We start from the raw sequence: 14,142 nt of genomic DNA on the forward strand, positions 1-14,142 counted from the left end.
CGCTCATCCGAGCGCAAGCAAGCCGATCCGAGCACTTCTCACTTCGGGATGTGAAGGCTCTGGGGGTGCTCCAGCTACCCGCGAGTTACTTTCGATCTCCTGGCGCACGGGTGGTTACAGCCATGTGACCGCCAAGTGGACGTACCCATAAGCCTTCGATCTGGGTATGTTCCTGGCCGTCAGGGCAGCCACCCGAGTCCTCGAGGAGTCGAGACCCGTGTCGGAAAACAAAGATCAGAAGTTCGTTTACGACTTCACCGAGGGCAACCGGGACCTCAAGGACCTTCTCGGCGGCAAGGGGGCCAACCTCGCCGAGATGACCAACCTGGGCCTCCCCGTCCCGCCCGGCTTCACCATCACCACCGAGGCGTGCAAGGTCTACCTGGAGAGCGGCGACGCCCCGGTGGAGCTGCGCGACGAGGTGGGCGCCCACCTGGTCGCCCTCGAGGCGAAGATGGGCAAGAAGCTCGGTCAGTCGGACGACCCGCTGCTGGTCTCCGTCCGGTCCGGAGCGAAGTTCTCCATGCCCGGCATGATGGACACGGTCCTCAACATCGGCCTGTCCGACGAGTCGGTCAAGGGGCTCGCCGCGCAGGCGGGCAACGACCGCTTCGCCTGGGACTCGTACCGCCGTCTGATCCAGATGTTCGGCAAGACGGTCCTCGGTGTCGAGGGCGAGCTCTTCGAGGACGCGCTCGACGAGGCCAAGGCCGCCAAGAAGGTCACCGTCGACACCGACCTGGACGCCGCCGACCTGCAGAAGGTCGTCGCGCGCTTCAAGCGGATCGTCGCCGAGGAGGCGGGCCGGGAGTTCCCGCAGGACGCCCGCGAGCAGATGGACCTCGCCGTCGAGGCGGTCTTCAACTCCTGGAACACCGACCGCGCCAAGCTCTACCGTCGCCAGGAGCGCATCCCGAGCGACCTGGGCACCGCGGTCAACATCTGCTCCATGGTCTTCGGCAACCTCGGCCCCGACTCGGGCACCGGCGTCGCCTTCACCCGTGACCCCGCCAGCGGCCACCAGGGCGTCTACGGCGACTACCTGCAGAACGCGCAGGGCGAGGACGTCGTCGCGGGCATCCGCAACACGGTCCCGCTCGCCGACCTGGAGTCGATCGACAAGGCGTCGTACGACCAGCTCATGCAGATCATGGAGACCCTCGAAACGCACTACAAGGACCTGTGCGACATCGAGTTCACCATCGAGCGCGGCCAGCTGTGGATGCTCCAGACCCGCGTCGGCAAGCGCACCGCGGGCGCGGCCTTCCGCATCGCGACCCAGCTCGTCGACCAGGGCCTGATCGACGAGGCCGAGGCCCTCCAGCGGGTCAACGGCGCCCAGCTCGCGCAGCTGATGTTCCCGCGCTTCGACGAGGCGGCCGCCTCGCGGCTGATCGGGCGCGGCATCGCCGCCTCCCCGGGCGCGGCGGTCGGCAAGGCCGTCTTCGACTCCTACACGGCCGTCAAGTGGTCCCGCTCCGGCGAGAAGGTCATCCTGATCCGCCGCGAGACCAACCCGGACGACCTGGACGGCATGATCGCCGCCGAGGGCATCCTCACCTCGCGCGGCGGCAAGACCTCGCACGCGGCCGTCGTCGCCCGCGGCATGGGCAAGACCTGTGTCTGCGGGGCCGAGGAGCTGGAGGTCGACACCAAGCGCCGCCGGATGACCACCGCCTCCGGCGTGGTCGTCGAGGAGGGCGACGTCGTCTCCGTCGACGGCTCCACCGGCAAGGTGTACCTGGGCGAGGTACCCGTCGTACCGTCGCCGGTCGTCGAGTACTTCGAGGGCCGGATGCACGCGGGCGCCGACGACGCCGACGAGCTCGTCTCCGCCGTGCACCGGATCATGGCCTACGCGGACCGCGTCCGCCGGCTGCGGGTCCGGGCGAACGCCGACAACGCCGAGGACGCGCTGCGCGCCCGCCGCTTCGGCGCCCAGGGCATCGGCCTGTGCCGCACCGAGCACATGTTCCTCGGCGAGCGCCGCGAGCTGGTCGAGCACCTGATCCTGGCGGACACCGACAAGGAGCGGGAAGCGGCACTGAGTGCCCTCCTGCCGCTCCAGAAGAAGGACTTCGTCGAGTTGTTCGAGGCGATGGACGGACTCCCCGTCACCGTCCGCCTGCTCGACCCGCCGCTGCACGAGTTCCTGCCCGACATCACCGAGCTGTCGGTGCGCGTCGCCCTCGCCGAGTCCCGCAAGGACCACAACGAGAACGACCTGCGCCTGCTCCAGGCCGTGCACAAGCTGCACGAGCAGAACCCGATGCTGGGTCTGCGCGGCGTCCGCCTCGGCCTGGTCATCCCCGGCCTGTTCGCCATGCAGGTCCGGGCGATCGCCGAGGCCGCGGCCGAGCGCAAGAACGCCAAGGGCGACCCGCGCGCCGAGATCATGGTCCCGCTGGTGGGCACGGTCCAGGAGCTGGAGATCGTCCGCGAGGAGGCCGACCAGGTCATCGCCGAGGTCGAGGCCGCCACCGGCACCAACCTCAAGCTGACCATCGGCACGATGATCGAGCTGCCGCGCGCCGCGCTGACCGCCGGTCAGATCGCCGAGGCCGCGCAGTTCTTCTCCTTCGGCACGAACGACCTGACCCAGACGGTGTGGGGCTTCTCCCGCGACGACGTCGAGGCCAGCTTCTTCACCGCGTACCTGGAGAAGGGCATCTTCGGGGTCTCCCCCTTCGAGACCATCGACAAGGAAGGCGTCGGCGCGCTGGTCCGCAGTGCCGTGCAGGCGGGCCGGGCGACCCGTCCCGACCTGAAGCTCGGTGTCTGCGGCGAGCACGGCGGCGACCCCGAGTCGGTGCACTTCTTCCACGAGGTCGGCCTCGACTACGTCTCCTGCTCGCCCTTCCGGATCCCGGTGGCGCGCCTGGAGGCGGGCCGTGCCGCCGCCGAGGCGAAGGGCAGCGACAGCCGCTGACCCCGCACGGCGTGGCCGCCGCTCCGCACGCTCCGCGCGTGCGGTGTCCGCCTCCCACGCCCCTCAGACCGCGCCTGCCCCGGGTTCCCTGACACCCTGGGGTGGGCGCGCCTGCGTTGTGCACAAGTACGGCGTGAAGAGCGCGGTGTGAAGAAGCACATTGTTCAACAACTCTTTACGTCAGCAGGCGGTGGACGGATCCCCACCCGTCCACCGCCTGCTGACAATCTGCCGGGCACGTCGGCGCTTCCCGGTGCGACCGACCGCCAGGCCCCGCAAAGCCCCCCACGGCCTTCGCGGAGCGTTTCGGTCGCGCCGGAGTGTGCCCGGCGGAGTACAGGATTTCGGTTGTCACACCCCCGCCGAAAGGGGTTTCAACTGTGGCCGAAAGGCTGTGGTGACGTGGTGTGACGGCATGCATACTCATGAGGCGGGGGGATTGCGGTTGCACAGGTGGGGGTTCGGTGCTTCGTATCCATTTCACTGGAGTGGACCTGGCACGCGTACGGATGGCAGGGCGTCCCGATGCGTTGTGGGAAACGATTCTCAGTTTTCACCGTTTAAGGGACCGGCGTGATGTCCGGTTGTTCGGTGAATGGCGTACTACAACGCGGAGCAGGTTGAATAGTGAAACACGTTTGCTCGGCGCGCTCATACCGAGTCGCGGCTATTTCCCCGATTTCCTGACTCCTGTCGAAGGACAGTACGGATGGGACACGGGGCTCGACGCGCTGCGCGGGATCAGGCCCGAGCGGATGCGTCGGGAGCTGCTCGTGCTGGGGCAGGGGGCGCCGCCCTCGCCGCGGTTACGGGACTTCGTCGACGACGGTCCCCGGTACCTGCCGCGGCTCATGGACGAGCTGCGCGGGTACCACCGGGCGGCCGTGGAGCCGCACTGGACGCACATCCAGGCGCAGATCGAGGCCGAGCGGGCCGCCAGGGGCCGCGCGCTGCTGGACGGCGGCGCGGACGAGCTGCTGGCCTCGCTGCCGCCGATGCTGCGGTGGCGGGCGCCGGTGCTGGAGTGCGACTACCCGGTGGACCGGGACGTCCGGCTGCGCGGGCGCGGACTGCTGCTCCAGCCGTCCTTCTTCTGCCGGCGCACGGCGGTGACCCTCCACGACCCGGAGCTGCCGCCCGTACTGGTCTACCCGGCCGCGGCGCAGCTCGCCTCGGCCCAGACCGGCGGCGAGGCGGCCCGGCCCGCGGAGGAGCAGCGCCAGCGGACTCTGGGCAAGCTGGTGGGGCACACCCGCTCGGTGGTCCTGCGGGCCATCGGGGACGGCGCGACGACCAGCGAGCTGGCCCGCCGGGCCGGGGTCTCCCTGGCCTCGGCCAGCCAGCACGCCTGCGTGATGCGGGAGGCGGGCCTGGTGACGACCCTGCGCCGGGGCAGCGCGGTGCTGCACACCGTGACCCCGCTGGGCGCGGCCCTGCTGAAGGGCGGTGCAGTGGCCTCCTGACGGCGCCCGGGGGCCCGCGGGGCTCCCGGGGCCCCGGGAGCCGTCCGGGGCCGCTCGCCGGCGACCACGGGACCTTGGCCCCTGGGGCGCCGGGGAGCGGCGGAGGATGGTGGAAGCATGGACTCCTCCCGCGCCGCATCCCGTGTCGAAGGCACCGTCGTCGAAGCCGACATCCGGGGGCGTGCGGACCTCGACGTCGTGCTGCGCCGCTTCTACCTGGCGGCCTTCGCCGATCCGGCCATCGGGCCGTTCTTCACCGAGGTCGCGGGCACCGACCTGGAGACGCACCTGCCCCGGATCACCGACTTCTGGGAGCGCGCCCTCTTCCGCAGTGCCGACTACCGCCGCAACGCCTTCGCCCCGCACGCCGCGCTGCACTCCGCGCGGGCGATGACCGCCGGTGACTTCGGGCGCTGGGTGCAGCTGTGGCGCGCGACCATCGACGGGCTGCACCGCGGGCCGAACGCCGAGCGGGCCAAGGCGCAGGGCGAACGGATCGCGCTCACCCTGCACAAGCGGCTGGCCGGGACGGACGGGACGCGCGACGGCGACGGCACGGGCTTCATCCCGCTGGCCGCCCTGGAGCTGCGCGCCGGAGCGTGAGAACCGGAGCGTGAGAACGGCGTCGCAGCGGCCTCGCGGAACACCGGTGAAAAAGTCTTCCCCGCGGCGATGAGTTTCCGATGGGGCCGTGGTCTACCCCTCGTAAGCACCGGACGCCACCGGAAGCCACCGGCGCTCCGGGCGGCGCCGGAACACCGGACCGCACCGCGCGAGAGAAGCGAGCCCCAGATGTCAACGATGATTTTCGTCAATCTGCCGGTCAAGGACCTGGACGCGAGCAAGGCGTTCTGGACGAAGCTCGGCTACGCCTTCAACGCCCAGTTCAGCGACGAGAACGCCGCCTCCATGGTCATCAGCGACACCATCGTCGCGATGCTCCTGACCGAGGCCCGCTTCAAGGACTTCACGCACAAGGCCATCGCGGACACGGCCACCACCACCGAGGTGCTGCTGTGTCTGAGCGCCGAGAGCCGGGGCGCCGTGGACGAGCTGGTCGACGCGGCCGTCGGGGCGGGTGCCACCGAGCCCCGCGCGGCCCAGGACCACGGTTTCATGTACGGCCGGGCCTTCGAGGACCTCGACGGCCACACCTGGGAGATCATGTGGATGGACCCGGCGGCCCTCCAGGGCGACGGCGTGACCCACGGCGTGTCCTAGGCGGCGAGGGCGCCGCCCACGACGCGGCTCAGGCCGATGCCCGTGAGGTCGCGGCGGTCCGTACGGGGTACGTCCGGACCGCCACCTCCTCGTCGTCCAGGCACTGCCCGGTCGCGAGGTCGAACCGCTGCTTGAGCAGCGGCGACGCCACGAACGGCCGGCCCTCCACACAGCCCACCAGCCCGCGCGAGAGCACCTGCGCCCCGGTGAAGGGGTCCTGGTTGCCGATCGCGTACGTGCGCCCCGCGCGGTCGACGAACACCGCGGCCTGGGTCCCGTCCGGCAGCAGGGCCGCGACCCCGCGCCCCGGAGTGAGCTCCGTGTACTCGCACACCGTCAGCCAGCCTTGCGGAACCTGCAGTTCTACGGTCATCGGGTCCCTCCCAGGGGTTCCAGGGTCAAGAAGGTCAGGTCGGGCTTGACCTGGTCGCGTTCCGCGACGAACTTCACGGTCGGGTCGGGGGCGCCGGGCGCGTTGACGAAGGAGACGAACCGGCGCAGCCGCTCGGGGTCCTCCAGCGTCTCGGCCCACTCGTCCCGGTAGTGCGCCACGTGGTCGGCCATCAGGGACTCCAGCTCCCCGCACAGCCCGAGCGAGTCGTGGACGACCACGTCCCGCAGGTGCTCCAGGCCGCCCTCCAGCCGCTCCAACCAGGCCGAGGTGCGCTCCAGCCGGTCGGCGGTGCGGATGTAGAACATCAGGAACCGGTCGATCAACCGGACCAGTTCGGCGTCCGACAGGTCCTGCGCCAGCAGGTCGGCGTGGCGCGGGGTGGCCCCGCCGTTGCCGCCGACGTACAGGTTCCAACCGCTCGCGGTGGCGATCACCCCGAAGTCCTTGCTCTGCGCCTCCGCGCACTCGCGGGCGCAGCCGGACACCGCCGACTTGAGCTTGTGCGGGGCGCGCAGGCCGCGGTAGCGCAGCTCCAGGTCGATGGCCATGCGCACGCTGTCCTGGACGCCGTAGCGGCACCAGGTCTGCCCCACGCAGGACTTCACGGTGCGCAGCGCCTTGCCGTAGGCGTGCCCGGACTCGAAGCCGGCTTCGACCAGGCGGGCCCAGATGTGCGGGAGCTGGTCGACCCGGGCGCCGAAGAGGTCGATGCGCTGCCCTCCGGTGATCTTCGTGTAGAGGCCGAAGTCGCGGGCGACCTCGCCGATCACGATCAGCTTGTCGGGGGTGACCTCGCCGCCGGGGATGCGCGGGACGACCGAGTACGAGCCGTTGCGCTGGAGGTTCGCGAGGAAGTGGTCGTTGGTGTCCTGCAGCGCGGCCTGTTCCCCGGCCAGTACGTAGCCGGGCGCGCCCACGGTCGGGGCGAGCGAGGCGATGATCGATCCGACGGTCGGCTTGCAGACCTCGCAGCCGTTGCCGCCGCGCGCCGCCTCCCGGCCGTGGCTGTCGAGGAGGCTGTCGTACGAGGTCACGCGCAGGGTGCGGACGATCTCGTACAGCTCGGCGCGGGTGTAGGGGAAGCAGGCGCAGAGCCCCTTCTCGGCGGCGGGCGGCAGCAGCTGGCCGATCACCTTGACGCAGCTGCCGCAGCCGGTGCCCGCCTTGGTGCACTTCTTGACCTCGGGCAGGGTGGCGCAGGCGGTGATGGCCTTCTTCGTGACGTTGTGGCAGGAGCAGATGACCGCGTGGTCGGGCAGCGAGGCGGGCCCGAGCTGGACGGCGGCGCCGATCCCGGCGGGCAGGACGAGCTGTTCGGGCGCGGCGGGCGGCACGCTGCCGGTGAGCGGCCGCAGCAGCCCGTAGGAGTCGGCGTCGCCGACGAGGACCCCGCCGAGCAGCACACCGTCGGGGGAGACGACGAGCTTCTTGTAGATCCCCGAGCGGGAGTCGGAGTACACGACGTCGAGGCAGTCGGGGGTGGCGCCGTGGGCGTCGCCGAAGGAGGCCACGTCCACCCCGAGCAGCTTGAGCTTGGTGGAGAGGTCGGCCCCGGTGAACTGCTTGTCGCGGCCCAGCAGGTCCTCCGCGGCCGTCTCCGCCATCTCGTAGCCGGGTGCGACCAGGCCGTAGACCCGGCCGTCGGCGGCCAGGGCGCACTCGCCGATCGCGTAGACGTGGGGGTCGGAGGTGCGGCAGTGGGCGTCGACGGCGATGCCGCCGCGTTCGCCGACGTCCAGGCCGGCGGCGCGGGCGAGCTGGTCGCGGGGGCGGACCCCGGCGGAGAAGACGACGAGCTCGGTCCCGACCGAGGAGCCGTCGGAGAGCGCCATGCCGCTGACGGAGCCGTCCGCCCCGGTGAGCACCTCCTGGGTGCCGACGCCGGTGTGCACGGTCAGGCCCATCGACTCGATGGTCCGCAGCAGGGCCGCGCCGCCGCCGTCGTCGATCTGCGCGGGCATCAGCCGGGGCGCGAACTCGACGATCCGGGTGGTCAGGCCGAGTCCCTGGAGCGCGCCGGCCGCCTCCAGGCCCAGCAGGCCGCCGCCGATGACCGCGCCGCTGGTCCGCCCCTTCGCGTACGCCTCGATCGCGAGGAGGTCCTCGATGGTGCGGTAGACGAAGCAGCCGGGGGCGTCCTTGCCGGGGACGGGCGGTACGAAGGGGTAGCTGCCGGTCGCCAGGACCAGCACGTCGTAGGGGAAGACCTGCCCGGAGCGGGAGGTGACGGTGCGCGCCGACCGGTCGATGTGCTCCGCGGGGTCGTCGAGGTGCAGCTCGATCCCGTGGGAGGCCATGAACCCCTCGGGGGTCAGCGACAGGTCCTCGGCGGAGCTGCCGGAGAAGTACGAGGTGAGGTGGACGCGGTCGTAGGCGGGGCGCGGCTCCTCGCAGAGCACGGTGATCCGGTGGGTGGCGGTGGCGCCGCGCTCGGCGAGCGCTTCGAGGTAGCGCTGGCCGACCATCCCGTGCCCGATGAGCACGACCTGGGGGGTGGGCGTCGTGGATGCGGCCATGTTCAGGAGCCTCCGTCGTCGGTGAGCAGGTGGGAGAGGTCGTCGTGCGCGCGCAGGGGCTCGTCGCCCTCCCAGCTGCGGGCGAGCGCGCCCACGGTGGAGAGTTCGCCGAGCAGGACCCCGCCGACCAGCCGGTCGCCGCGGACGACGACCTTGCGGTAGGTGCGCCGGGTGGCGTCCGAGAGCCGGAGCACGTCGTCCCCGGGCCGCGCGGTGGTCTCGCCGAAGGCGGCGAGGTCCAGGGGGCGCGGGCCGGAGGAGAGGGTGAGCCGGGTGAGGGCGCGGGTGCCGCTGTACCGCGGCGGCCCCGATCCGGCCGGGACCGCGCCGGTGAGGTGGGCGGCGAGGGCGTCGGCCTGCTCCAGCGCGGGGCCGGCCAGGCCGTACACGCGGCCCGCGTGCTCGGCGCAGTCGCCGATGGCGTGGATCCGCGGATCGCTCGTGCGCAGCGCGTCGTCGACCACGATGCCCTTGCGCACGTCGAGCCCCGCGGCCTGGGCCAGGCCGGTGCGGGGGCGCACCCCGCAGGCCAGGACGACGAGGTCGGCGTCGAGGTGGAGGCCGACCGCGAGCTCGACGCCCGTGACCCGGCGGCCGGCGCCGTCCGCGCGGGTGGTCAGGCCGCGCACCCGGCACTCGGTGTGGATCTCGACGCCGAGTTCGCCGAGGTGGGTGTGGAGCAGGGCCGAGGCGTCCTCGTCGAGCTGGCGCTCCATCAGCCGGGTGCCCTGCTGGGCCAGCACCACCCGTACCCCGCGTTCGGCGAGCGCGCGGGCGGCGGAGACCCCGAGCAGGCCGCCGCCGATGACCACGGCGTTCAGGTCGGGGCGGGCGGCGACGGCGCGGTCCAGGGCCAGGCAGTCGTCCATGGTGCGGAAGGCGTGCACCCCGTCCGGGAGGTCCCTGCCGTCGGGCTCGAACAGCCCGCGCAGGGGCGGCAGCACCGGGTTGGATCCGGTGGCCAGGACCAGGGCGTCGTACGGGTGGGTGCTGCCGTCGTCGCAGTGCACCCGCCGCTCCGCCCGGTCGACGCGCACCGCCCGTACGCCCCGGCGAAGCGCCGGGCCGGGGGCGGGGAGGGCGGTCACCTCCGGTGCGTAGCGGCCCGCGAGGACCTCGGCGAGCAGGACCCGGTTGTAGGGGACGTGCGCCTCCTCGCCGAGGACGGTCACCGCCGCGTCCGCGCCGAGCCGGCCCGCGAGCCGCAGGCCCGCGAGGCCGCCACCGATCACCACCACGTGCTGTTGCGAGGTCATGGCGTCAGCCTGCGCGCCCGCTGTTTCCCGGCCGCATCGCCTTTGTTACCCGTACGGAACACGCATCTCAGCACCCGGGTTAAGGGGCCGTGAGGCGTTCCTCAAGGCCGCCTTAAGGATCATCCGGAGGGGTCCGCGGCCACCTAGCGTGGGCCGCATGCGAGATGTGGCGGGGCGGGGCACGGCGGTGGACGCGCGGGTGCGCGGCAGGTGGGGGGCGGTCCTCGGGGCGGTCGCGGTGCCGGGTGCGGGTACGGGTGCGGGTGCGGCGACGGCGGTGCGGGTCCGGGGTGCGATGGGCGTCGGGGCCGCGCTGGTCGTCCTGCTCTGGGCGGTGCAGGTGCACCCCTCCGCCCGGCTCGACGCGCTCTTCGCCACCGCCGCGCACCTCACCGGGCTGCTCGCCGGGTACGGGATCCTCGTCATGCTCTTCCTGATGGCCCGGGTGCCCGCCGTCGAGCACGGGGTGGGCGCCGACCGGCTGGCCCGCTGGCACGCCCTCGGCGGCCGCCACGTCCTGCTGCTCTGCTTCGGCCACGCCCTCTTCGCCCTCCTCGGCTACGCCGTCCACGGCGGCCTCGACGTCCTGACCGCGGCCCGGGACCTGCTGGGCTACCCGGCGCTCGCCGCCGCCACCGCCGGGACCGGGCTGCTGGTCTGCGTGGGGGTGACCTCCGCCCGGGCGGTACGCCGCCGGGTCTCGCACGAAACCTGGCGCGGGGTGCACCTGCTGGTCCACCTCGCCGCCGCGCTCGCCTTCGTCCACCAGCTCGCGGGCCCGGACCTGCGTCCCGTCGCCTGGTTCTGGGTCCTCGCGCACACCGTGGTCGCGGTCCTGCTGCTCTGGTACCGGGGGGTGGTGCCCGTGCGCCAGGCCCTGCGGCACGCGCTGCGGGTCCTGGAGGTGCGCAGCGAGGGGCCCGGGGTGGTCTCCGTGGTCATGTACGGCGCCCACCTCGACGAACTGCGGGCCGAGCCGGGTCAGTTCCTGCGCTGGCGGTTCCTCCAGCGGCGGCTCTGGTACACCGCCCTGCCGTTCTCCCTCTCCGCCCCTGTCCGGGGCAACACCCTCCGGATCACGGTGAAGGCACTGGGCGGTCACAGTCGCCGGATCCGCAGGCTGCGCCCCGGCACCCGGGTGCTCGCCACCGGCCCCTTCGGCGCGCTCACCGCGGCCCGCCGGACCCGGCCGCAGGTGCTGCTCATCGCGGGCGGGGTGGGGATCACCCCGATGCGGGCGCTGTTCGAGACGCTGCCCGGCGGGCCGGGGGACATCACCCTGCTCTACCGGGCGCGGGCCGAGGAGCACCTCGTCCTGCGGTCGGAGCTGGAGTCCATCGCCGCCGGGCGCGGGGCCCGGCTGCACTACCTGCTCGGGCCCTCGGACGCGGCCTACGATCCGCTGGCCCCGCGGGCGCTGACCGACCTGGTGCCCGATCTGGTCGAGCACGACGTCTACCTCTGCGGGCCGCCGGGGATGGCCGAGGCGACGCGGGCCGCGCTGTTGCGGGCCGGGGTGCCGGGCGGACGTATCCATTCCGAATGCTTCAGCTCCTGATCCTCCTGATTCTCCTGATGTCCCTGACGCCCCAGCTGCCCCTGATCCTCCCGATGTCCCTGATGCCCCCGAGAGGCGACCGCTCCATGCGTCACCCGCTGCACGTTGCCCTGTCCGTCGGTGCGGCGGAGGCGGTTGCCTCGGTGTCCGCCGCGCCGCCCGTACGGCCGGCCCCCGCGGCCCGGGCCCGGCACCGCAAGCCGCCGGTGCGCCTCGCGCTGCTGGGAGCGCTGGCCTCCGTACCGGCCGGGCACCGGGTCGCCGCGGGGCTCGGGCTGGCCAGCGTGCTCGCGGCGACGATGCTGACCGCAACGGTGGAACCGTCCGCTCCGGTGGCCCCGGACCGGATTCCCGCAGGTGCAAGCTCAAACCTTGCGCAAGTTTCCCGGGATTGATGGCCCTTGCACCCACAAGATCCATAGGGTCGGGCCGTGCCTGACATATCAACGACCATGATCATCGTGCTGTGCGCCGCAGCGGCCGCCGCGGGCTGGATCGACGCGGTGGTGGGTGGCGGCGGACTGCTGCTCCTGCCCGCCCTGATGCTCGGCCTGCCGGCCGATGTGCCGCTGACGCACGCCCTCGGCACCAACAAGGCGGTGGCCATCGTCGGCACCACGGGCGCGGCGGTGACGTACGCCCGCAAGGCCCCGGTCGACGTGCGTATCGCGACCCGGATCGGGCTGGCCGCGATGGCCGGCGCCGCGGGCGGGGCCGTGCTGGCGGGGGTGTTCAGCAAGGACACGATGCGCCCCGTGATCATGGTGGTGCTGCTGCTGGTCGCCGCGTTCGTGATCTTCCGCCCGGGCTTCGGCTCCGCCCCGGCCGCCGGCCCCGTCAGCCGGCGCCGCGTCGTCGCCGCGATCGGCCTGGCCGGGCTCGGCATCGGCTTCTACGACGGCCTGATCGGCCCCGGCACCGGCACCTTCCTCGTCCTCGCCCTGACCGCCCTGCTCCACCTCGACCTGGTCACGGCCTCCGCGACCGCGAAGATCGTGAACGTCGGTACCAATGCCGGCGCGCTCGCCGTCTTCGCGTCCAAGGGCGAGGTGATGTGGCAGCTGGCCGCGCTGATGGCCGTCTTCAACCTGATCGGCGGGATGGCGGGCGCCCGGATGGCGCTGAAGAAGGGCAGCGGCTTCGTGCGGGTCGTCCTGCTGACCGTGGTGTCCGCGCTGGTCGTCAAGCTCGGCCTGGAGCAGTGGGGCTAATCCCGGTCTTCGGGCCCGGAGCCTGCGGACGACCCGGAGCCTGCGGCGCGCGCGTCCTCACCGGCGGCCGGGTCCCGGTCCTGGCCCTCCGGCGCGGGCGGTTCGGGGCGCGGCTGCTCGCGGACGCCCGTGAGGTGGGCGAACACCACCACGTTGCCCTGGTAGCCGGTGCGCGGCGAGAAGCTGCCCCCGCAGGTGATCACGCGCAGTTCGGCGCGCGGCGCGGGCCCGTAGACGAGCCGGTCCGGGAAGGCCCCGGCGTCGTACACCTCCACGGCGTGGACGGTGAACACGGCCGTACGCCCGTCCTCGCGGGGCACCTCGATCAGGGCCCCGCGGCGTAGCGCGCCCAGCCGGTAGAAGACCGCCGGGCCGGTGGCGGTGTCGACGTGCCCGGCGATGACCGCGGTGCCGACGGCGCCGGGGGTGGTGCCGTCCCGGTACCACCCGGCCAGGTCGCGGCGCGCGGGCGGTGGGGCCGCCAGGCTGCCGTCGGCCTCCAGGTCGAGGCCCGTCAGCGGGGCGTCCACCCGGATGGCGGGAATCCGGATCCGCCGGGGCGGGGAGCCGGGGAGCGGGGCGGCGGCCCGTACGTCGAGGGGTTCGGCGGCGAGGGCGTCCGCCGGGGACGGCCGGGGCGGATGGACCGGCTCCGCGGAGCCGCTGGTGACCAACCAGATGCCGACGCAGGCGGTGAGCGCGACGAGCCCGGCGCGACCGGCGCCCGTACCGGTGCCGCGGGCCGCCAGGCGGCGGTGGTGCGGGGCGGGGCCGGGACGGTGGTGCGGGTGGTGTGGATGGTGCGGGTCATGGCGGTGGTGGCGGTCGTGGCCGGAGGTGCGCATGCGTGCCCCCTTGGTGCGGGTGCTTGCCGGTGGCGCGGGTGGTGCGGGTGCTCGTGGATGGTGCGAGTGCTCGTGGAATGGAAGGGGGCCGTCGCCCGGCCCCGCGAACGGGGGGGACCTCGCGGGGCGGGCGACGGCGGGGCGGTACCGGTCGGACCGCGGCCTGGGCCGCGGTGGGCGTCCGTCAGTTCCGCGTGCCGCTCGCCCGGCGACGCAGGAACCAGGTACCGCCGACGGCGGTCACGGCCAGTACGGCCGCTCCCGCCGCGATCTTGGTGGGGTCGACGGTCGTCGTCGTACCGCCGCCCACCCCCGTCCGGACGTGCCCCTGCGGGCCGTGCTCGGTGACGACCAGGTCACCCGTGGCGAACTTGCCGTCCGCACAGGTGGCGCCGATCTCGTAGGTGCCGGGCGAGGTGTCCCGGGAGACCTGGAACTGCCCGACGACCACCTCCGCGCGGGTGCCCGGGGCCAGCTTGAACCGGCCGCCGCCCACCGTGGACGCGTCCCCCTCGGCGTGGCTGCCGCGCCCGCAGGCGGAGGTGTTCACGGTGACCGTGGTGCCGGCGACGGCCGACTTGGGCCAGACCTCCAGCGGGGCGAAGTCCCCGGGTGCGAAGCTCCCCACGCCGAAGTCCGCGGCGGCCACCGCCCCCGCGACCGGACCGGCGAAGGCGACGCTGGTCAGTGCGGTGGCGGTGAGCACGTGGGCGGTGCGTCGGCGCACGGGTCCTCCTGGGAAACGGGGT

At 73.0% G+C, this 14,142-nt stretch carries 11 protein-coding genes and 1 pseudogene; 7 read left to right on the top strand and 5 right to left on the bottom strand.

Annotation, left to right across the window (positions count from 1 at the left end; all coding sequences use genetic code 11):
* The first annotated feature begins 217 nt into the window (after nucleotides 1-217).
* The 4 genes from ppdK to ACIBEA_RS29205 all read left to right on the top strand — a co-directional run bounded on the left by ppdK (nucleotide 218) and on the right by ACIBEA_RS29205 (nucleotide 5,613).
* Nucleotides 218-2,929 carry a pyruvate, phosphate dikinase gene (ppdK, locus tag ACIBEA_RS29190; RefSeq protein WP_399265925.1) on the top strand — a complete coding sequence of 904 codons (2,712 nt, stop codon included), beginning with the start codon at nucleotides 218-220 and terminating at the stop codon, nucleotides 2,927-2,929.
* 464 nt (nucleotides 2,930-3,393) lie between these two features.
* On the top strand, nucleotides 3,394-4,392 hold the full coding sequence (locus ACIBEA_RS29195; protein ID WP_399265927.1) for a helix-turn-helix domain-containing protein: 999 nt from the start codon (nucleotides 3,394-3,396) through the stop codon (nucleotides 4,390-4,392).
* 117 nt (nucleotides 4,393-4,509) lie between these two features.
* Entirely contained in the window at nucleotides 4,510-4,995 is a 486-nt protein-coding gene (locus ACIBEA_RS29200) for a group III truncated hemoglobin (protein WP_399265929.1), read from the top strand.
* Between the two features lie 189 nt (nucleotides 4,996-5,184).
* A complete protein-coding gene (locus tag ACIBEA_RS29205; protein ID WP_399265931.1) occupies nucleotides 5,185-5,613 on the top strand; it encodes a VOC family protein in 429 nt (142 codons plus the stop codon).
* Between the two features lie 28 nt (nucleotides 5,614-5,641).
* Here ACIBEA_RS29205 and nirD read toward each other — a convergent pair whose 3' ends face one another.
* Genes nirD through ACIBEA_RS29220 form a run of 3 tightly spaced genes read right to left on the bottom strand, consistent with a single transcriptional unit; the run spans nucleotide 5,642 to nucleotide 9,779 of the window.
* The gene (gene nirD, locus ACIBEA_RS29210; protein ID WP_399265933.1) at nucleotides 5,642-5,986 is read right to left on the bottom strand and encodes a nitrite reductase small subunit NirD; all 345 of its coding nucleotides are present in this window, start codon (nucleotides 5,984-5,986) and stop codon (nucleotides 5,642-5,644) included.
* A complete protein-coding gene (nirB, locus tag ACIBEA_RS29215) occupies nucleotides 5,983-8,523 on the bottom strand; it encodes a nitrite reductase large subunit NirB (RefSeq protein ID WP_399265935.1) in 2,541 nt (846 codons plus the stop codon). Before nirB ends, nirD begins: the two co-directional genes overlap by 4 nt.
* 2 nt (nucleotides 8,524-8,525) lie before the next feature.
* Nucleotides 8,526-9,779 (bottom strand): NAD(P)/FAD-dependent oxidoreductase, encoded by a 1,254-nt coding sequence (locus tag ACIBEA_RS29220; RefSeq protein ID WP_399265937.1) that lies wholly within the window; start codon nucleotides 9,777-9,779, stop codon nucleotides 8,526-8,528.
* 295 nt (nucleotides 9,780-10,074) lie between these two features.
* Between ACIBEA_RS29220 and ACIBEA_RS29225 the strand changes: the two genes are divergently transcribed.
* From ACIBEA_RS29225 to ACIBEA_RS29235, 3 genes are read left to right on the top strand one after another with little or no spacing between them, the layout of a single operon-like run.
* Nucleotides 10,075-11,337 carry a ferric reductase-like transmembrane domain-containing protein gene (locus ACIBEA_RS29225; protein WP_399266315.1) on the top strand — a complete coding sequence of 421 codons (1,263 nt, stop codon included), beginning with the start codon at nucleotides 10,075-10,077 and terminating at the stop codon, nucleotides 11,335-11,337.
* Entirely contained in the window at nucleotides 11,322-11,732 is a 411-nt protein-coding gene (locus tag ACIBEA_RS29230; protein WP_399265939.1) for a hypothetical protein, read from the top strand. Before ACIBEA_RS29225 ends, ACIBEA_RS29230 begins: the two co-directional genes overlap by 16 nt.
* Nucleotides 11,733-11,768: 36 nt before the next feature.
* The gene (locus ACIBEA_RS29235; RefSeq protein WP_399265941.1) at nucleotides 11,769-12,548 is read left to right on the top strand and encodes a sulfite exporter TauE/SafE family protein; all 780 of its coding nucleotides are present in this window, start codon (nucleotides 11,769-11,771) and stop codon (nucleotides 12,546-12,548) included.
* Between the two features lie 119 nt (nucleotides 12,549-12,667).
* Here the strand turns inward: ACIBEA_RS29235 and ACIBEA_RS29240 are convergent.
* Both ACIBEA_RS29240 and ACIBEA_RS29245 read right to left on the bottom strand, forming a co-directional pair.
* A pseudogene (locus ACIBEA_RS29240) lies at nucleotides 12,668-13,297 on the bottom strand (class F sortase); the annotation flags it as partial.
* A 280-nt stretch (nucleotides 13,298-13,577) separates the two neighbouring features.
* Nucleotides 13,578-14,120, bottom strand: a complete 543-nt coding sequence (locus ACIBEA_RS29245) for a hypothetical protein (protein ID WP_399265942.1) — start codon at nucleotides 14,118-14,120, stop codon at nucleotides 13,578-13,580.
* Nucleotides 14,121-14,142: the final 22 nt, after the last annotated feature.

It is taken from the genome of Streptomyces sp. NPDC051555 (genome assembly GCF_044454405.1).
In the GTDB taxonomy this organism is placed as follows: Bacteria; Actinomycetota; Actinomycetes; order Streptomycetales; family Streptomycetaceae; genus Streptomyces.